This window comes from Haloarchaeobius amylolyticus, assembly GCF_042678045.1.
In the GTDB taxonomy this organism is placed as follows: Archaea; Halobacteriota; Halobacteria; order Halobacteriales; family Natrialbaceae; genus Natrinema; species Natrinema amylolyticus_A.
Genome location: NZ_JBHUDI010000011.1, coordinates 145,755 through 164,777, shown reverse-complemented (window position 1 = coordinate 164,777; position 19,023 = coordinate 145,755). Strand labels below are relative to the sequence as shown.

Sequence of the window (19,023 nt, the reverse complement as noted above, 5' to 3'; positions counted from 1 at the left end):
CTCGGACCTCGCGGGAGCTTCGCTCCTGCTTAGGGTTGATCAAAAGCCTCCTCCCTCCGTTTCGGCCCCGAAGGGCCTTCACATCGGTCGCCGGCCCGCTCGTTCACCCTTCGGGTTCACTCGCGGATGCAACAAAATCGGTGTCGCTACGGCCGTCTACAGCTCTTCGAACTCGAGGTCGCCGGCTCGAATCGCCGACAGCGTCTCGGCGAGTTCGTCGACCGGGAGTCGCTTCTGGTCGGTCGTATCCCGCTCGCGGACCGTGACAGTGGTTTCCTCGTCTTCGATCGTCTCGTAGTCGACAGTCACACAGAACGGCGTGCCGACCTCGTCCTGGCGGCGGTAGCGCCGGCCGATGTTGCCCGAGTCGTCGTAGGTGACCGACAGACCCGCCTCGCGCAGGTCCTCGACGATCGCGTCGGCCTGGGCCTCGAGGTCGTCGTCGCTTTGCAGCGGGAAGACGCCGACGAAGGTAGGTGCGACTTCCGGCTCGAGCTCGAGGTAGGTCCGGTCCTCACCGTCGACCTCGTCCTCGCGGTAGGCGTGGTGGAGGACGGTGTAGACCAGCCGGTCGACGCCGAAGGAGGGTTCGACGACGTGGGGCGTGATGTGCTCGCCGGAGATCGTCTCCTCGCCGACCGAAAAGCCGGTCTTTTCGACGGGGACCTCGTGGGTCTCGCCCTCGAGTTCGAACGCGACGGTCTCGCCCTCGAACGCCGATCGGTCGCGGGCGGCGAGGTCCTCGAGCTTTTTCACGACCGCTTGCGCGTCGCCGCCGAATTCGGGCCCGAGATAGCTCATTTCGGGATCGACGGTGGCGCGCTCGACGGTCTTTGGCTCGTCGTACTGACGGAAGATCGTAAAGCGGTCGCCGGAGTGTTCGGCGTGTTTCGAGAGGTCGTAGTTGCCCCGATGGGCGAAGCCGGCCATCTCGATCCAGTTGCCGTCGATCTCGCTTTCGGCGTCCCAGCAGTCGCTGGCGTAGTGGGCCCGTTCACCGGCGAGGTGCTGGCGATAGCGGAACCGATTCATGTCGACGCCGACCGCCTCGTACCACGGCTTCGCGACGCCGAGGAAGTACGCGACCCACGGGTCCGTGATGATGTTCTCGTCGACGGCCGCGCCGATCGTCGTCTCGAAGGCCTCGCCGTCCTCCTCGTTCTGCTCGCTGGCCGGGTAGAGGGTGACTTCGACGTCCTCGACGCTCGAGAGATCCGGCTCGTCGACTTCGGGATCGATGAAATACTCGAGTTCGGCCTGCGTGAACTCCCGCGTGCGGATGATCGATCGCCGCGGGCTGATCTCGTTGCGGTAGGCACGGCCGATCTGGGTGACGCCGAAGGGGAGCTGGTTGCGTGCGTACTCCTTGAGGCGGGGGAACTCGACGAAGATGCCTTGGGCGGTCTCGGGGCGCAGGTAGCCGGGATCGGAGTCGCCGGGGCCGATGTTCGTCGCGAACATGAGGTTGAAGTCTTCGACGGCCTGGCCTGCCAGCCCGGCACCACAGGAGGGACAGACGAGTTCGTACTCGGCGATGACATCCTCGACTTCGGGGATCTCGAGGCTCTCGGCGTCCTCGTACATCGTGTTGTCCTCGACGATGTGGTCCGCGCGGTGGCTCTCGCCACACTCGGGACACTCGACGAGCATGTCGTCGAAGCCATCGAGGTGGCCCGAGGCCTCGAAGACGGGTTCGGGCATGATCGTGGGCGCGTCGATCTCCATGTTGCCCTCCGCGACGGCAAAGCGGTCGCGCCAGGCGTCCTCGACGTTACCTTTCAGGGCTGCACCCTGTGGGCCGAAGGTGTAGAAGCCGCCGACGCCGCCGTAGGCTCCTGAGGACTGAAAGAAGTAGCCGCGTCGCTTGGCCAGTTCGACCAGTTTCTCGCTCGTACTATCGCTGCCGTCGTCCGTGTGTTGTTGCTCACTCATAAAGTGCCTCCAGAAGATCGATATCACGGACGATGCCGACGAGATCTTCGCCCGTGACCAGCGGGATCTGTTCGATGTCGTTGCTGATCATCTGCTGTGCGGCTTCCTGTACCGACGTACTGACCGAGACCGTCACCACGTCGTCGCTCATGAACTCTTCGACCGGTCCGGTCGGAATCTCGATATCCCGCGTGGGGAGATAGCGGCTGCCGACGGCTTTGATCCCTTCCCAGGACCACTCGTCGTCCTGGTCGCCGAAGTTGTCCCCGGTCGACTCCTCGCCCTCGACGATCCGGGCGACGTCGATGATGTCGACCTCCGTGAGGATCCCGCTCATCTGGCCGTCGTCGTCCAGCGCCACGGTGTAGGGGACGTTCGCGTAGGACAGTCCCCGTTCGGCGACGGGCAGCGGCGCCCCCTCGTAGGTCGTGTTCACGTTCTCGCTGACGTAGGACTCGACGGTAGTATCGGTTTCCTGATCGCCCGTCGCGATCGCGTGGATCACGTCCGTCACCGTGATGATCCCTTCGAACTCGCCATCGACGACGGGCACGCGCCGTGCGCTCTCTTCGACCATCGTCCGGGCGACGGCCTCGAGGCTCGTGTCGGCCGTCGTCGTCGGCATGTCCTCTTCCATCAGCATGACGAGCTGGTCCTCGTCGGGCTGTTCGATCAGCGTCTCCCGCGTGACCAGCCCGCGGTACTCGAGGCCGTCGTCGGTCACTTTGACGACCGGCACGGACGAGAACGACTGCTCCTGGAGGTACTCGAGCACGTCGGTCCGGGTGCCCGGCAGATCGACGGTCACCACGTCCTCGCGAGGCGTCATCGCGTCGGCTACGTTCATATCACCACGGTACGGCGAAAATGAGTATAAACCCAGTGTTTCACACCCAGTATCGGTCCGATTTCCGATCGGTATCGCGATCGGACAGTCGCTTTCGATGACTTTATATAGTGGTGGGTGTGACTCACTACCATGGCAGCATCCCCCAACGCCATGTCGTCCGACGATACCATCGTCGGTTCGATCGATTCGACGGCCGCGAGCGACGAGTACGTCATTGCGGATATTTCCGCGGACGGTGCCTGGCTGTCCATGCAGGCCGAGGACGCACCGACGCTACCTGCCTGGCGATAACTGGGGGTGGGACGGGATTTTTCGCTACTCGGTCGCGACGGGTATCGCGGCCGAGACCGACAGTTCGGGAGTCACGACCGACGTCACACTGTGGCTGATTTCGCACCGGTAACAGTTTGCCTCTCCGTGACATATGGTCACGCATGTCGCTCGAGCAGGTGTTCGACCGGCTCCCGGACCCGGGTTCGCACACGTTTCCCGACTACTCGCTTCCGCGCGGCGAGCCCGTGTTGCCGATCGCGATCACGCGGACGGAACTGTCGACGGTTCTCGAACTGTACGAGACGTTTCAGGACGTCGATCCGACTGGTCTGGACGTGAACCCGGTTCTCGAGGCGGCGACCACGTACATGCAACGGACGTTCGGACTGCCGCAGTACCGACCGGACGAACAGCTCCACGACGACATCGCCGCGCTGCTCAACGACTTCTCGGACGACCTCGGCGGCCGGTCGATGGGTGTCGTCGACGCAACGCCGGCGCACCACCGGACGCTGTACTTCTTCCTGATCAGTTGCCGTGGCTATCACACTGCGCCCCACATTCGGTTCATGCCCGACGAGGCAGCGGTGGAGACGCTCTATGACATCTATCAGCGGGTGACCGAGCAGGACGTTTACCTCAAGCGGCCGTCGTCAGTACTCGAGTAACTCGATGGAAGGAGAAGGATCGCGCCGGGACGGTCGGTCATCGACGCGCGTCCTCACCCGGTGAGGAAGCCACCCGGCGAGATGCGGGTCGCGGGACGACCCTGCTCGTCAGTCGCCTGGTCGTCGCCGAGTTCGGGGGAGTGTGCGATCGTTCGTCGTGCCTTTGCGATTTGCTGCGTGCTTGCCGTGACGGCGGCGAGGATCTTACTCATACATGAGTAAAGAAGTCCGCGGATCACTTAAGTATTTTCGAGATGAAAGATCGTGTACGTTCGACAGCGCCGGTCTCGATTTTGCTATCGATCAAACCGAGGTTTTGAGCCGTCCAGAGCCCGTATTCATCAAATCGACCGAGACAGATTCCTGTGGCTCGGGATCGATTCACAACCATACAAAATCCGACACCAGGGTCGGTCATCGATGGAGATGACAGGCGGCGACGTGTTCGCCGTCGCCGTATTCGGTCGCGAGTTCGTAGGCCGGCCGCTCGCGGGCACAGATGCTCTCCGCGGCGAAGGCCTCGAGCAGCAGGTCGGTCGCCGCCGCCCACCGCTCGGAATCGTCGTCGCCGTCGGCGTCCGCGCCGCGATCGGTGGCAACGAGGGAGATCGCCTCGTCGACGATCGATCCTGCCTCGCCCCCCGGAAGGCTGCCGCCGAAGAACTCGGCCTCGATCCGCGCGGCTGCCATCGGTTCGAACGTCCGTCGTTTGATCGCTCGCATGAACGCCCGTGTCTGTGCCCACTCCTCGTCGGTCCAGTCGTATCCCTCGGGCGCGATCAGGCGCGGACACCGCGTCCGGAACCGACAGCCCGAGGGCGGATCAACCGGGCTCGGCACCTCACCCTCGAGCACCCCGCGCGAGCCGGTTTCCCGCGGATCGGGGACGGGAATCGACTCGAGCAACGCCTTCGTGTAGGGGTGTTGGGGGTTCTCGAAGAGTTCTTCCTTGTCGGCGAGCTCGACGATGTGGCCCAGATACATCACCGCCACGCGGTCGCTGATGTGGCGGATCACCGAGAGGTCGTGGGCGATAAAGAGGTAGGTTAGCCCGAACTCGTCTTGCAGTCGCTCCATCGTGTTCAACACTTGCGCCTGGATGGAGACGTCCAGCGCGGAGACGGGCTCGTCACAGACGACGAAGTCCGGGTCGACCGACAGCGCCCGCGCGAGGTTGATCCGCTGGCGCTGCCCGCCGGAAAAGGCGTGAGGGTACCGGTTGTAGTGGCGCGGATCGAGCCCCACCTTCTCGAGGAGCTCTTTCGCTCGGGCGCGCCGACCTTCGTCGTCTAACATGTCGTGAGCCCGCATCGGCTCCTCGATGATCTGGCCGACCTTCATCCGCGGATCGAGCGAGGACTGCGGGTCCTGGAAGATCATCTGCATGTCCGATCGGCGCTGTCTGAGTGCCTCGCCGCCGAGGTCGGCCAGGTTCTCTCCTTTGAAGTAGATGTCTCCCTCGGTGGGCTCGAGCAGGCGCAGGATCGTCCGGCCGAGCGTGCTCTTGCCACAGCCGCTCTCGCCGACGAGTCCAAGCGTCTCGCCGGGCTGGATCGCGAGGGAGACGTCGTCGACCGCCAGTACCCGCTCGCGGTCGACACTGATCGGCGGGAACTCGCTCGGATCGAACTCTAAACCCGCGAGCAGGCCCGACTCCTGTGCGAAGTGTTTCGAGACGCCCTCGAGTTCCAGCAGCGGGCCGTCCCGGTCGTACTCGCGCTCCTCGTCGAGCCGGACCCCGCTACTCATTTCCGTCACCCCCGCTGTCGTCGACGGTCGGGTTCGCCGCGAGCTCCGACCCCGGCGTCTCGCTTGGCTCGCTCCGTCCGCCTTCATCCGCCGCCTCGAGCGGCGGGCTCCCGTCGTAGTCGACGTCGAACGCGTCGTGTTTCACGCAGGCTGCGCGGTGGGGCTCGCCGTCGGCGTCGGCGACGACCCTCGTCTCCGGGTGGACCCGCTCGCAGACCGCCCGCGCGTCGGGGCAGCGCGGATGGAACCGACAGCCCGAGGGCGGGTCGATCGCCTCGGGCATTACGCCCTCGATCGTCTCGAGTTGCGCGACGGTTCGGTCGGGTCGGGGAATCGAATTCAGTAAGGCGTTCGTGTAGGGGTGGTTGGTGTCGTAGAACAGCTCGTCGACCGGTGCCTGCTCGACGATTTCGCCGAGGTACATGACGTTCACGCGGTCGCAGATCTCGGCGACGACGCCCAGGTCGTGGGTGACCCAGATGACGCTCGTCCCGTACTTCTCCTGCAGGTCGTCGACGAGATCGATGATCTGGCCCTCGACGGTGACGTCTAGGGCCGTGGTCGGCTCGTCGGCGATGATCAGACTAGGCTCGCAGGCGAGCGCCATCGCGATGAGGACGCGCTGGCGCATGCCGCCGGAGAACTGGTGGGGGTACTCCTCGTATCGCTGCTCGGGATCGGGGAGGCCGACTTCCCGGAGCATCTCGATCGCCTCCTCGCGGGCCTCGTCCGCCTCGAGTCCACGGTTCCGTTCGATGAACTCCCGGAGCTGGCCGCCGACGGTGAAGACGGGGTTGAGCGACTCCATCGGATCCTGGAAGATCACCGCGATCTCGTTCCCTCTGATCCGGGTCCGAAGTTCCTCGTTCGAGAGGGCGTCGTCCCGTCTTCGGGGCTGACCGTCCGGTCCCTCCTCGACGGCGATGATCGTCTCGCCTTTGTAGCTGATTTCGCCGGCGACGATCTCGCCGGGGCTCTCGACGAGTCCCATGAGACTCATCGAGGCGACGCTTTTCCCGGCACCGCTCTCGCCGACGAGGCCGACGATCTCGCCCTCGTGAACCTCGAAGGAGATGCCGTCGACGGCGCGTACTGTGCCTGCCTCTGTGAAGAACTGTGTCGTGAGGTTCTCGACGCGAAGGAGTGGGTCCGAATGCATGGTTAGTCCTCGATTCGCGGGTCCAGAGCGTCCTGCAGCCCGTCCCCGAACAGGTTGAAGCCCATGATGGTGATCATGATCGCCAGCCCCGGCCAGATCGACAGCCAGACGTTCGAGTGCATGTAGCTGCCGTGTGCGACCTTGAGCATCTGTCCCCAGTCGGGAGTCGGCGGCTGTGCGCCGTAGCCGAGAAACGAGAGCCCAGCGACGATGAGGATCGTCACGCCGATCTGGAGCGTCGCGTACACCAGCACCGGCGCGAAGCTGTTCGGAACGACGTGTCGCAGGATGATGTTTCGATCCCGCACGCCGGCCGCACGTGCCGCCTCGATGTAGTCCATCTCGCGGATGCTCAGCACCCGGCTCCGGATGATGCGGGCGAAGACGGGGACGAAGGCGATGCCGACGCCGAGCACTGCATACCAGATGTTCGCCCCGCCGACGAAGACGGTGAAGACGATGATGAGGATCAGCGGCGGGATGGCGTAGACCGTCTCGACGAGCCGCATCAGGACGTCGTCAACCCGTCCACCATAGTAGCCCGCGACGGCACCGACCGCCGTCCCGCCGGTGAGGCCGATGACCGTCGAGACGAGCCCGACGAACACCGACACCTGCGTGCCGTAGACGACTCTGGTGAAGTAGTCCCGGCCGGTGTGGTCGGTACCGAGGGGATGCTCGAGCGTCCCACCTGCCGGCAACGGATTCCACGACTGCTCGGCCAGCGGGAAGTACGGCGGCAAGTGCTGGGTCCCTTCGCCCGGTGGCGGGATGCGCGTGGGATGGTCGAAAATCGGCAACAGCTCCGCGAACGTGTAGTCCGAGACCTGGCCGAACGTGAGCCGCGAGAGATTGCTGTCGACGAGGGCGTACACCGCGACGAACAACACGATCGCCACGATGTACAGCCCCCACCGGGCCGTCGTGTCCTGCTTGATCCGCGCGACGGTGTACTGCCAGCCAACGCGCGCCTCGACGTCGTCGTCCTCGTCGGCCACCGTGTCCGTATCGCCCTCGAGTTGTGAGTCGCCGATTGCCATCGTTATTCTCCCTCTCCGTAGGTAACTCGCGGATCGACGTACGCGTACGAGATGTCGGTGATGATGACGCCGATCACGAACAGCGTGCCGAGCACCATCGTGACGCCCATGACGAGCTGGTAGTCGTTGCGCTGGATCGCCTCGACGAACAGCTGGCCCATGCCGTTGATGTTAAACACCGTCTCGACCAGGACTGCGCCGCCGATCGCCGTCGACAGGTTGAGGCCGACGATGGTGATAATTGGCAGCTGGGCCACCTGAAACGCGTGCTTGCGGAGGATCGTCCGTTCAGGCACGCCGTAGGCCCGGGCCAGCTTGACGTACTCGCCTTGCAGCGACTCGAGCATCTGCGTGCGCTCGACGCGCATGATCGTCGCCATCTGCAAGGTTCCAAGCGCGATCATCGGTAACAGCAGGTGGCGCAGCGACTGGTAGTACAGCTCGAGGTGGCCGTCGATCCCGTGGTAGGAACTGGGCGAGCGCCACGGGTAGACGAGCCCGCTCGAGGGCAGCCAGCCGAGCTGGACTGCGAAGACCAGGATCAGGACGATGCCGATCCAGAACGACGGGGTGCTGACGCCGACGAGCGCGACGAGCCGCGAGGCGTGATCGGTCGGCTCGTTTCGCCGGTCGGCGGCGACGATGCCGAGCGGGATCGCTGTCACCAGCGCGAACGCGTATGCCGAGAGGACCAACAGGAGCGTCGGCCCGAGTCGGTCCAACATCAGATCGGTGACTGGCCGCTGGTAGTAGATGCTCTGACCGAGGTCTCCCTGCAGCAGGTTGGCCATGTACGTCACGTATCGCTCGTGTAACGGTTTGTCGAGGCCGTAGCGCCGCTCGATCGTCCTGACCAGCTCCTCGCTGTGTTCCTGGCCTTGCAGCATGAGGCTGACCGGGTCGCCCGGGCCCAGGTTCGCGAGCAGGAACGTGATGATGGAGATCCCGATCAGGACGGGGATCGCCTGCAAGAGCCTGTATATGGTGTACTTGAGTAGCTTCATTGATCCGCGAGTCGGTCTCTCACTGATTCGACGTTGCTGGCTCGGCGGGGAGCCGCGACCGTCATCGAGCGCGAGCCCGGCCGTCCGGCCGCTGGCTCACTCCAGCGACACGTTCGTGTAGTCCGCGACCAGCGTCGGGTTCCGCGTCACCTCCGGGTGAGCCTGTAGCCCCTGGACGTAGTCGCGCGCGGCCATCGTATTGTCCTGAGTGAACGCAGGGAGGACCGGCAACTGGTCGACGATCTCCCTGATGACGGGCTCGTAGATGTCGTAGCGTTCCTCCTGCCCGGCCGAGTTGCGCCCTTCGGCAATCGCCGCGTGGAAGCCGTCGCTGCCGGCGTAGTAGTGACCCTGATTGACTCCTGCCTGACTCTCGTGAAAGAGCGGATACAGGTAGTAATCCGGGTCGGGCCCGCCGGTCCAGCCCAGCAGGTACATCTGGTAGTCGTCGGCGCTGCCGCTGGTGTAGGTGTCGACCAGCGTCGCGAAGTCGAGCACCTGTACGTCCGCACCGTAGCCGATCTCGTCCAGCCGGGTCGCGATCCGCTCGGCCAACTGCGCGCGGATCCCCTCCGGCGTGATAATCGTCGGCGTGAAGTCGTCGGGCGCGTGTTCGTCTAGCAACGACTGCGCCTCGTCGGGATCGTAGTCGGGGAGCATCTCCTGGTACTCGTCCTGCGGGAATCCCCAGACTTCGTTGACGACCGGCGGAACCGGGCTGTACATCGGCGAAGTCACGTTCGCGGCGTTGGACTCGATGAAATCCGATATCGAGAACGAGTGGGCGATGGCCCGTCGCACCTCGGGGTTCGTCGTCGGCCCCTCGTTGCAGTTGAACGCCATGTACATGAACGTCGGGCTCTCCGCCGAGTAGAGTGAGACGCCCGATTCGTCCTCGAGAACGTCCCAGTCCTCGTTCGGCACGCCGGCGATGACGTCGGTGTTCTCCGCTCGGATGTCCGAGACCCGGCCCGCGTCGTCGTCGTGGGCGACGAAGCGGACTTCGGGGATGTTCGGCTCGAGGTCGTCCCAGTAGTCGTCGTTGCGCTCTAGGTCGACGTACTCGTTTTCCTGCAGGTCGGCGAACTCGAACGGGCCAGAACCGACCGGGTCCGTGTTGAACGCCTCGCGGTCGTCGGTACGGACGCTCTCGGGAACGACCGTCACGCCCATCGTCGCGAGTTCGAACGGGCCGTACGGGTCTTCCCCGAGATCGACTTGAAGTTGGTAGTCGTCGATGACCTCGGTGCTCTCGATCATGTCGTACTCCGAGGCGTTTTCGGTCTCCTCCTCGACCGGCGCGGTAAAGGAGTGTGCGACGTCCCCGGCGGTCACTTCGTCCCCGTTGTGGAACGTGGCACCCTCCTCGAGTTCGAAGATGTACCGTGTGCCGTCGCGCTCGACGGTCGGCTCGCCCGCCGCGAGTTTGGGCTGGAGCTCGAGGCCCTCGCCGTACTCGTAGAGCCCGTCGAAGACGAGCTGAATGACCTGGAAACTGTAGGCGTCGTTCGAGACGACGGGATCGAACTGTTCTTCGCGCGATTGCTCCTGGGTAAAGTGCAATCGGTCGCCACCTGCGGGACCTTCCCCACCGATACATCCTGCGATCAGCGACGCAGAGACGGCAGCCCCGGCACCAAGGAGTCGCCGCCGCGTCACAGCTGAGTGATTCGGCACCACCATGTGTGGTGATACCTCCCACCCTATTTTGGTATCAACAGGGTACTGACTCCAAAGGACGTGTTACTGATCGATAAGAGACTAGTACTGGATCGAATAGGTCCAAAAGTTGTCCGTCGATGTCGCTCTGCGTTCATCAATGGGGAATAGTATCGTCTCCGGCTCCTGCCACGGAGTGGATTCGCTCTGTCACCGTACCCATTTCTCTACTTGCTAGTCAGTAGTCTGTGGTAGTGCTATATTGTGGTATGTATTACCATAACACCCTACCAGAAGAAGGTATCAATTTTTATGTTCTCAGCCTAAACGTCCGCTGATGGCACAAGACAATCCAGTTTCGCGGCGGACAGCGCTGAAGCTGACGGGTGCGGCTGCATCGACGGCGCTTATCGCTGGCTGTAGCGGTGGCGGCAACGGAAACGGCAACGGAAACGGCAACGGCGGCGGCAGCGACGGTGTCGAAATCGAATCCGGTACGGAGGTCGACTTCAGCGGCCAGACCACCCACTGGGAAGGTCTCGCACCGTCCGACATCGAGGGCGAACAGAACCCGACGCTCATCCTCCAGGAAGGCGAGGAGTACACGTTCGGCTGGTCGGAAGGCGACGGCGCCAACCACAACCTGGAGATCCGCGACAGCAACGGCGAAATCGTCGACGACCTCACGACGGGCGACCCAGTCGCCGAACCCGGCGACGACCAGACCCTCACGTTCGAGGCCAACAGCGACATGGCAGTGTATCGCTGCGACCCTCACCCGCAGATGGAAGGCGAAATCGTCGTCGAATAACGACTGTCGATTGCTGCTCCTGACCGATTTTCCCCTTTCCACTGAAAGGGGTTTTAGACCGTGACTGGTCGGCCCGTGCACTCGTCTCTCGTTCGCTGTCCGCTGTGTGGCTGTGATATTTTCACGCGCTAAAATACGGTACACTTACAATACTGGCGGCGAAGTGGCCGAACATGTCAAACAATATTACTTCCTGCACCCGGCGAACAGTACTGCAACTCGCCGGTGTCGCGGTCGCCGGTGGATCACTCGCGGGCTGTCTGGACGACAGCGTCAGTGACGACGGCGAGGACCCGACCAACGCCGGGACCATCGAGTCGGACGACAACAGTACCGATGCCAGCGATGGTGACGCTGGCGCGGCTGACATTCAGGGTATCGAACTCGCACCCGGGACGCACATCGACCTCAGCGGGCAGACAACCCACTGGGAAGGAGTCGCACCCGCTGCGCTCGAAGGCGAATGGAATCCGACGCTCATCCTTCAGAAAGGCGAAGAGTACACGATCGGCTGGTCGGACGGCGACGGTGCCAAGCACAACCTGGAGATATGGAACGACGGCGACGAGGTCGTCGACGACCTCACGACGGAGCTCGTCGCCGAACCGGGCGACGATCAACGTCTCGAGTTTACTGCCAGCGGCGAGCTGGCGAAATATCGCTGCAATCCTCACCCGCAGATGGAAGGTGAAATCGTGATCGTGGACGCCGACGGGACAGTGATGGAATCGGAGAACACCGATGCCGACGAGACCACGGATTCTGCCGGGAAGACGATCGAACTCGAGCCCGGTGCAGACATCCGATTCAGCGGCCAGACGGCCCACTGGGAAGGGATCGCGCCGTCCGCGCTCGAGGGCGTCGAAAATCCGACGCTCGTCATGCAAGAAGGCGAGCGGTACTCGATCGGCTGGACAGAAGGCGACGGTGTCATGCACAATCTGCAGATCCGCAACGACAGCGACGAGGTCGTCGACGACCTCACGACGGGCGATCCCGTCACGGATCCTGGCGAGCAACAGATCCTCGAGTTCACCGCCAGCAGTGAGATGACCCAGTACGCCTGTCACCCACACGAGACCACGATGATCGGTTCCATCCGGGTCGAATAACGGCCGTCGATTCGAAACCGAGCGGTTCGAGCGGCGCTTACAGGTCGGCGACGTCCTCGATCGCGTCGGTGAGCTCCTTGATGCTCTCGAGGTCGTGTTCGCCCATATGCCCGATGCGGAACGTCTTCTCGCCGAGCTGTGAGCCGTAGCCGTTCGAGAAGACGAAGTCGTACTCCTCGCTGACGGCCTCGATGGTTTCCGCGACGTCGATCCCCTGCGTGTTCTCGATACAGCTCACCGTCTGGGACTCGTAGCCCTCCTCGGGGAACATGTCGAAGTGCTCTCGGGCCCACTCGCGGGTGTACTCGGCCATCTCGCGGTGGCGCTGGTCGCGCGCGTCGTGGCCCTCCTCGAGCATGTGTTTCATCTGCTTTCGATACGCGAGCATGATCGGGATCGCGGGCGTGGAGTGGGTCTGACCTTTGCGCTCGTAGTAGTCGATCGTCCGCTGGAAGCCGCCGTACCACGAGGCGGAGTCTTTCTCGAGTTCGCGCTCGTAGGCGTCGTCGCTGACGACACAGATCGCCAGTCCTGGCGGCATGGCGAAGGCCTTCTGTGAGGAGGCGAAGATCACGTCGATGTTGTGCTCGTCGATGTCGACGTAGTCGCCACCCAGCGAGGAGACGGCGTCGACGACGAAGTAGGTGTCCGGATACTCGGCGACGACATCGCCGATCTCCTCGACCGGGTTGCGGACGCCCGTCGAACTCTCGTTCATCACGGTCGCGACCACGTCGTAGTGCTTGTCGCTTTCCTCGAGTTCCGCGCGGATGTCCTCGGGCTTGATCGCCTGGCCCCACTCGTACTCGAGGCGGTCGACGTCTTTGCCCAGTCGCTCGGCGACGTTGGCGTGGCGCTCGCTGAAGCTGCCACAGGTCGGGACGAGGATGTTCTCGTCGACGAGGTTGAGCGTCGACGCCTCCCAGAACTCCGTGCCCGACCCCGTGAGGATGACGACCTCGTTGTCGGTCCCGAGGAACTCCTTCGTGTCCTCGACGATGGTCGTATAGAGGTCCGTCATCCGGTCCATGCGGTGGCCGAACATCGGCTCGCACATCGCCTCGATGACGTCGTCGCGTACTTCGGTCGGCCCCGGGATGTACAGCGTTTTATCCGGATAGTCGTCTTTGTATTCCTGTTTCTTGGTCACGGAAACCACCTAAGTACGCTCCACTGGGTCGCGAGGTGGTATGGTACTTTTGATACCGCACTGAAACCGGGTTGCGCGTTCGAACTCTCTCAATCTGCGTTCGTCCCGGATGAAGCCACGCAAAACGAGCGTCGATTACTGAATGTGACCTTCGCGACGGAGCTGGTCGGCTTCGCTTTTTTCGTAGCGCCAGGTGATGTCGGCCTTCTCGTCCTGCCAATCCCAGGGTTCGACGAGAACTACGTCGTCTTCGCGGATCCAGATGCGCTTTTGCATCTTGCCGGGAATGCGTGCGGTGCGCTCTTTCCCGTCGGCACAGCGTACTTTCACGCGATTCGCCCCGAGCATGTTCGTGACGGTCGCGAAGACCTCGTCGTCCTCGGGCATCCGGAGGTTCTTTCGACCGCCGTCTCCGTCGTCGCTCATGGCCGCGGCTTCGCGTTCGAGCGGTTTAACCCTTTATTGTCTTCCTCGCTTGCCGTTCGGGCTAGCGTCCCGGCCACTGGCGACTCGACTCGAGCGGCGCGGGAACCACGCTGCTTATTTCGCTTGGCTCTCGACGCGTGGATATGTTCCGCAACCTCGGTGCGCTCGGCGTCGTCGGGATCGTGCTCTTGCTCGCCGGCATCGCACTCGTCGCATATAAGAGCCTCTTGATCGCCGCGGGGATGGCCCTCATCGTCGCCGGCCTCGGACTGGTCGTCAAATCCCTGATATCGGGACTGCTCCAGAGCTTCGGGATGTTCTGATACCGTCAGCTGTCCCTGTTTCCCGACGCGACCGCACGACGGTCGCGGATACGACAGCACTGACTGACGACCGATGGGATGACTGCTCGAGCAGCGAGCGATCCGGAACCGAAGCTCAAGCGTTTTCCTCCTGTGTCGCGTACTCCCTGTATGGGATATACGCTCCACTACTACGATCTCGTCTTGAGCGCTATCGGAGCGAGCCTCGTGCTCGGTGCGCTCATCGGCTACGCGACAGCCGTCTCGTTTTTGGCTGCGATCGTCGGCTTCGGCGGCGTCGCGATCGCGCTCATCACCCACGCGCTGTTCATTAACGGGCCGGTCGACGACACCGAGGATCTGACCGAGGAGGTCGCCCTCGAGGAGGTGCCACAGGTACTGTCGCCGATGGAAACCGGTCCCGAGACGTAACGTACGGCGGCTCGAACCCCGTCAGACCTCGTTGTTCCCGGCGCGGTGCTCACTAATGAGTTGGTCGACCATCGCGGCTTTCCGGTCCCGTTTCCGGGCTTCGGCGCGTTCGTGCCAGTCGTCGATGACTGCCTCGACGTCGTCCTCGCGGGCGACGGCGAGTTCGTCGACCTCCTGCATGGCGACGTCGTCGGCGGGGCCGACCGGGATCTCGGCCTCGAAGAGGATCTCGTCGGCGATCTCCGAGAGGCCGCCGTCCTTGAGGATCACGCGGGGGTCGAACTCCGCCATGAGTTCGGCCGTCGACCGGCCCGCGCCGCTTGCATCCCGAATGTAGACCACGTCCCCGCTGGCGATGCCGTACTGTTCGTCGGCCTCGCGGATCGCACCCTTCGTGAACTTCTCGACGACCTTGACCGGGACCAGCCCCTCTTTCTTCGCGGAGACGTCGCTGAAGTTCGAGTGATCGAGCTTCCAGAGGGCCTTCATCCGCTCGACCTTCTGTTCGAGTTGCTCGACCTGCTCGCGAGCCTCGTCGCGTTCGCGCTCGAGCCGGTTCGCTTTTCGCTCCAACCGGTTGACCTCGCGGTCTTTGCGGACTTCCTTGCGCTCCTGGCGTCGGGCACCGCTGAGGCTGTTCTCGAGTTCGTTGATCCGTTCGTCGCGGTCCTCGAGCCGCCCTTCGAGGGTGTCGACGTGTGATTTGAGTCGTTCGACCTGCCGCTCGAGGGAGTTGATCCGCTTTTCTTCGGCGGTGAGTTCGCGGGGCTCGTGCTCGGTCGTGTCGTCGTCGCTGTCGCTCTCGTCGTCGCGCAGGTCCCGCAGGACGGCCTCGACGCTCTCCTCGCCGGCGACGACGCGAGCGGTGACTTCGCCGCGATCCATGCCCGGCGGGAGCTTGGCGGCGATCCGCTCGAACTGGTCTTCGTGGGCGTCGAGGGCGTGTAGTGCGGCCGCCATCGCGTCGCGCTGGTGGTCGTTCTCGTAGTGATGCTCGCGCGTGCGATGTTGTTTCTCGTCGACCGGCAGGTCTCGCGTGGGCGTCCAGGCCGCGGCGTCGAAGCTTCGGCGGAACTTCTCGACGGTCTCGGGGATCGGCGTCACGTCGGCTGCGACGATGATCGGCCGGCCGCGCTCGACGATCCACTCGATCACCTCGGCGGTGTCGCTGGTCCGGGAACTCCAGACGTCAAGCACCTCCCCCTCGAGACCCACGATGGCGACGGCGGTCGTCGTCCCGGGGTCGATCCCGACGATGACGTGATCGCGGCGCTTGACCAGCGGCCGGAATTCGATCCCGTCGCGGCGTTCGCGTTCGATCTCGACGCGGACGTCGCCCGACCGGTTGCGCGAGACGGGGATGTCGCTCGGGCGCGCCTCGACGGTGAAGACGGCGTTGGCGAAGCCGCCGTAGGCCTCGCGAACGTCCCGCTCGTACTCGAGATTTGCCTCCTCGAGTGCTGACTCGACCTCGCGGGCCCGTTTCCTGACCGAGCCGTGGATACGGCGGGTATAGCGGTCTTCGCTCCAGCCGCCGCTGCCGGTCGAGCGCCCGCGAGAGACCTTGACCTCCGTCGTGTCGGTAAACGCCGAGACTTCGTGGCCGACGTTGTGGGCGGCCAGCCGGGCCGCGGCTTCGGCCTCTTGCATCGGGTCCTTCCCGTAGGGAATCCCGTGGCGTTTCGCGACGCGAGACAGCGGTTCGGGCTGTTCGGCACCCGTCACCTGGACGAGCCGCGTGTCGGCCGGCAGCGAGCCGAGAAAGTGGATCAGCTGGTCCTTGTCGGCGGCGAGCTCGTACATGTTGTCGGTCGCGACGATCGCTGGCTCCTCGTCGTCGATCAACCGTCTGAGTTTCCGGTGGGAGACGACGTTCCGGGTAACGTCGTCGCCGTCGTAAACAGCCAGTGCGTACGATGGCGCGTCACCGCGCACGTCACCGCTCTGAATGTCGACACCGAAGACGACCGCATCGAGCGCACTCGTTCGCGTACTCACAGGCGCCTCTAGGAACGAGTCGGCTATAAATCCGGCGCGGGTTTCGAGGTGGTCGCCGGTCGATTACGCCTCGCCGTCGGGATAGGGAATCTCGAGTTTTTGCCCGTCGTCGGGGACACAGACGTTCTCGGTGTCGCCCGCGAAGACCTCGCGGGCCTGCTCGAGGTGGTCGCCCGCGTAGCCGGCGTAGCGCGACGAGATGTGCATCAGTGCGAGCCGGTCCGCACCGGCCCGGTTGGCGATCTCGGCGGCCTGCCGGGCCGTCGCGTGGGCGGTGTCGGTCGCCCGATCGGCCATGTCGTCGGCGAACGTCGCGTCGTGGATCAGCAGGTCGGGCTCGTCGGCGACTTCGATCGTCGCCTCTGCGGGACGGGTGTCGCCGGTGTAGACGATCGATCGACCGGGCCGGGGCTCGCCGACGACCTGCTCGGGGTCGACGACGGTACCGTCCTCGAGTTCGACGGATTCGCCCTCGTGGAGCTTCGAGAACTTCGGGCCGACGGGGACGCCGAGTTCCTCGGCGCGCTCGCGGTCGAACCGGCCCTTGCGGTCGTCCTCGACGAGCGCGTAGCCGACCGAGCGGGTGTCGTGATCGGTCGCGAACGCCCGCACCTCGTACTCGTCGGCGCGGTAGGCGACGTCGCCGCCGCCGACCTCGTTGATCCGCACGGGAAACGAGGGACGATTGCCGAGGGCGTTGACCAGCGACTTGAGCTGGCGGCGCGTGCCATGGGGGGTGTGGATCGCCAGCGGCTCAGTGCGGTCGTTGAAGGCCATCGTCTCGAGCAGCCCCGGAATCCCGAGGACGTGGTCGCCGTGCAGGTGCGTGACGAACAGGTGCGACACTGAAAACCCAGTACCAAAGCGCATCATCTGGCGCTGGGTTCCTTCGCCGGCATCGAACAACAGTCCCTCACCCTCGCGGGTGACGAAGACGCTGCTCGGATTCCGTTCGGTCGTCGGAATCGCCCCGGCCGTCCCCAGAAACGTCACGCGAAGCGGCATTGATCGATGTTCAACGGGCCGTAGCTAAACCGGCTTCGATCGTACGTGTCCCTGAGCAGTGTCTGCATGCCCTTGGCTCGAGCAAGCTGATTTCGCGTACCGTCGCTGTGCGGTGGGTGTCAGAGCCGGGTTACACACCTGCCGTATAGCGATCTCTGGTGCGAGCAGCACTAGTTTTGGACAGTATTAGAGCAGTGGCTGCAGCGTATACCAAAGTAGCAGAAGTCCGACACTAACAAAGAGCACTGCCGCTCCGGCACGTTCTCTGGCTGCGCCGTTGCGTTCAGTATCTGCAAGATAGAACCGTCGACCGGTACTGTCTCTCACAACGTACTCCGTCTCGCCATCGGCGTCCGTTGCAGTCCCAACAACGAACAGCGAATCACCAGTTGTGACTGTGGCTTCGTAGTACCGACGATCTCCCTCTGTCGGTCCGGACTCGGTATCCGGCACGTCCACATATGCTGGTGTTCGCTCAGGGATATCGTGAGTCGTCTCGAACTGCTGAATCTCCGGTGGGACATCCGCGTCAACGGCAACCGTTTCCTGCGGGGAATCGAGTCCTGAGAGATTGAATTCGGTCTCGAGGTATCCTTGTTCCCCGCGGATGTCGATTGTAATTGTACCACTCTCATCGGTGAGCTCGAACGGTGTCGTGACATAATTCTCTGTTTGCTCGGTCCAGCCGCTATATTCACTGAACTCATGCCCGAGGTACTCCTCAACGCGCCACGTCGCAAGGACGCACGTTTCTCCACTTAGTGGTGCGGTGGTTGTCCTGAGACCCTCGGTTTCGTCCTGTTTTGCTTGGACCGTTCCTTCAAGGGCGACAGTATCTCCATCGGTGATGTCCTGAATCTGTTGTGCATCGGGACTGGTCATCGTATTTCGTTGGCGTAGTAAGATACCTGCCTGCCAGAGAAACCCGATTCCAAGCGCCCCCGCAGTGAGATGAATAATCGTCGCAATCGGTCCAGAGTACATTATCAATGCCGTCTAATACTTGGATAAAAAACCATTCGGCGGAGGGTTATTTCAGTTCTGCCTTTCGTGCGGTCGAGATTCTAGAAGATAGCGGAAAACGAACGGAAAACCCAGAAGTCGGAGACGGCGTAGACCCTCCCCTTCCCGTTTCCGTTCAATTAGACTCAACTCAGCAGGCGGACTCCTTCAACTTGCGAGCTTTGTGAAGTATTGAATCTCCGTATGAGCGAGAGGAACTACTAGTAGGCGTAGAGTAAGTTCCAGACGCCAATCCAACTAAACAACCCGCCCAGCAGGAGGCACAATATGGCCACGATACGGCCCCAAAGGGGCGCGGCGTTCGCGATCGGTCCTGCATCTTCATTTACTGGGAGACTCAACTCGGGCTTGATGGCGAAGACGAGACCCGTCAGTACGAACACCACACCGATGATGAGGGTGGGCGGGATTGTTCCTCCCAGGAGTAGCG

Annotated in this window: 19 protein-coding genes; 6 read left to right on the top strand and 13 right to left on the bottom strand. The window is 63.3% G+C overall.

Annotated elements, in window-relative coordinates; genetic code table 11:
• Window positions 1–156: 156 nt before the first annotated feature.
• Window positions 157–1,932 (bottom strand): glycine--tRNA ligase, encoded by a 1,776-nt coding sequence (gene glyS / locus ACFR99_RS16880; protein WP_390289781.1) that lies wholly within the window; start codon window positions 1,930–1,932, stop codon window positions 157–159.
• Window positions 1,925–2,779: a CBS domain-containing protein gene (locus ACFR99_RS16875; RefSeq protein ID WP_390289778.1), complete on the bottom strand. Its 855-nt coding sequence runs from the start codon at window positions 2,777–2,779 to the stop codon at window positions 1,925–1,927. Before ACFR99_RS16875 ends, glyS begins: the two co-directional genes overlap by 8 nt.
• Window positions 2,780–2,911: 132 nt before the next feature.
• Between ACFR99_RS16875 and ACFR99_RS16870 the strand changes: the two genes are divergently transcribed.
• Together ACFR99_RS16870 and ACFR99_RS16865 are read left to right on the top strand one after the other, a co-directional pair.
• Window positions 2,912–3,073, top strand: coding sequence for a DUF7556 family protein (locus ACFR99_RS16870; RefSeq protein ID WP_390291315.1), 162 nt, complete (start codon window positions 2,912–2,914; stop codon window positions 3,071–3,073).
• A gap of 143 nt (window positions 3,074–3,216) precedes the next feature.
• Entirely contained in the window at window positions 3,217–3,723 is a 507-nt protein-coding gene (locus ACFR99_RS16865) for a hypothetical protein (RefSeq protein WP_390289775.1), read from the top strand.
• Between the two features lie 53 nt (window positions 3,724–3,776).
• On the opposite strand, the gene ACFR99_RS16860 is transcribed toward ACFR99_RS16865, so the two are convergent.
• The 6 genes from ACFR99_RS16860 to ACFR99_RS16835 form a co-directional block, all read right to left on the bottom strand.
• Window positions 3,777–3,935 (bottom strand): hypothetical protein, encoded by a 159-nt coding sequence (locus ACFR99_RS16860; RefSeq protein ID WP_390289772.1) that lies wholly within the window; start codon window positions 3,933–3,935, stop codon window positions 3,777–3,779.
• Between the two features lie 202 nt (window positions 3,936–4,137).
• Window positions 4,138–5,472, bottom strand: a complete 1,335-nt coding sequence (locus tag ACFR99_RS16855) for an ABC transporter ATP-binding protein (RefSeq protein ID WP_390289769.1) — start codon at window positions 5,470–5,472, stop codon at window positions 4,138–4,140.
• Window positions 5,465–6,631 carry an ABC transporter ATP-binding protein gene (locus tag ACFR99_RS16850; protein ID WP_390289766.1) on the bottom strand — a complete coding sequence of 389 codons (1,167 nt, stop codon included), beginning with the start codon at window positions 6,629–6,631 and terminating at the stop codon, window positions 5,465–5,467. The genes ACFR99_RS16855 and ACFR99_RS16850 overlap by 8 nt, the downstream gene beginning before the upstream one ends.
• Before the next feature lie 2 nt (window positions 6,632–6,633).
• The gene (locus ACFR99_RS16845; RefSeq protein ID WP_390289763.1) at window positions 6,634–7,671 is read right to left on the bottom strand and encodes an ABC transporter permease; all 1,038 of its coding nucleotides are present in this window, start codon (window positions 7,669–7,671) and stop codon (window positions 6,634–6,636) included.
• Between the two features lie 2 nt (window positions 7,672–7,673).
• Entirely contained in the window at window positions 7,674–8,675 is a 1,002-nt protein-coding gene (locus ACFR99_RS16840; protein WP_390289761.1) for an ABC transporter permease, read from the bottom strand.
• 96 nt (window positions 8,676–8,771) lie between these two features.
• Window positions 8,772–10,358, bottom strand: a complete 1,587-nt coding sequence (locus ACFR99_RS16835; RefSeq protein WP_390289758.1) for an ABC transporter substrate-binding protein — start codon at window positions 10,356–10,358, stop codon at window positions 8,772–8,774.
• 313 nt (window positions 10,359–10,671) lie between these two features.
• Between ACFR99_RS16835 and ACFR99_RS16830 the strand changes: the two genes are divergently transcribed.
• Together ACFR99_RS16830 and ACFR99_RS16825 are read left to right on the top strand one after the other, a co-directional pair.
• Window positions 10,672–11,145, top strand: a complete 474-nt coding sequence (locus tag ACFR99_RS16830) for a plastocyanin/azurin family copper-binding protein (RefSeq protein ID WP_390289755.1) — start codon at window positions 10,672–10,674, stop codon at window positions 11,143–11,145.
• A gap of 173 nt (window positions 11,146–11,318) precedes the next feature.
• Complete coding sequence (locus ACFR99_RS16825; protein WP_390289753.1) at window positions 11,319–12,257, top strand: cupredoxin domain-containing protein; 939 nt, start codon at window positions 11,319–11,321, stop codon at window positions 12,255–12,257.
• A gap of 37 nt (window positions 12,258–12,294) precedes the next feature.
• Here ACFR99_RS16825 and ACFR99_RS16820 read toward each other — a convergent pair whose 3' ends face one another.
• Together ACFR99_RS16820 and eif1A are read right to left on the bottom strand one after the other, a co-directional pair.
• Window positions 12,295–13,407, bottom strand: a complete 1,113-nt coding sequence (locus tag ACFR99_RS16820) for a pyridoxal-phosphate-dependent aminotransferase family protein (RefSeq protein ID WP_390291283.1) — start codon at window positions 13,405–13,407, stop codon at window positions 12,295–12,297.
• A 135-nt stretch (window positions 13,408–13,542) separates the two neighbouring features.
• Window positions 13,543–13,833 (bottom strand): translation initiation factor eIF-1A, encoded by a 291-nt coding sequence (eif1A, locus tag ACFR99_RS16815; protein WP_008013381.1) that lies wholly within the window; start codon window positions 13,831–13,833, stop codon window positions 13,543–13,545.
• Window positions 13,834–13,976: 143 nt separating this feature from the next.
• Here eif1A and ACFR99_RS16810 point away from each other — a divergent pair, with 143 nt between their 5' ends.
• Window positions 13,977–14,156 carry a DUF7470 family protein gene (locus ACFR99_RS16810; protein ID WP_390289750.1) on the top strand — a complete coding sequence of 60 codons (180 nt, stop codon included), beginning with the start codon at window positions 13,977–13,979 and terminating at the stop codon, window positions 14,154–14,156.
• 150 nt (window positions 14,157–14,306) lie between these two features.
• Window positions 14,307–14,567: a DUF8015 family protein gene (locus ACFR99_RS16805; RefSeq protein WP_390289747.1), complete on the top strand. Its 261-nt coding sequence runs from the start codon at window positions 14,307–14,309 to the stop codon at window positions 14,565–14,567.
• Between the two features lie 21 nt (window positions 14,568–14,588).
• On the opposite strand, the gene ACFR99_RS16800 is transcribed toward ACFR99_RS16805, so the two are convergent.
• From ACFR99_RS16800 to ACFR99_RS16790, 3 genes are all read right to left on the bottom strand, one after another.
• Window positions 14,589–16,565, bottom strand: a complete 1,977-nt coding sequence (locus tag ACFR99_RS16800; RefSeq protein WP_390289744.1) for a DUF460 domain-containing protein — start codon at window positions 16,563–16,565, stop codon at window positions 14,589–14,591.
• Between the two features lie 63 nt (window positions 16,566–16,628).
• Window positions 16,629–17,570 (bottom strand): ribonuclease Z, encoded by a 942-nt coding sequence (gene rnz / locus ACFR99_RS16795; RefSeq protein WP_390289742.1) that lies wholly within the window; start codon window positions 17,568–17,570, stop codon window positions 16,629–16,631.
• A 186-nt stretch (window positions 17,571–17,756) separates the two neighbouring features.
• Window positions 17,757–18,554, bottom strand: coding sequence for a hypothetical protein (locus tag ACFR99_RS16790; protein WP_390289739.1), 798 nt, complete (start codon window positions 18,552–18,554; stop codon window positions 17,757–17,759).
• Window positions 18,555–19,023: the final 469 nt, after the last annotated feature.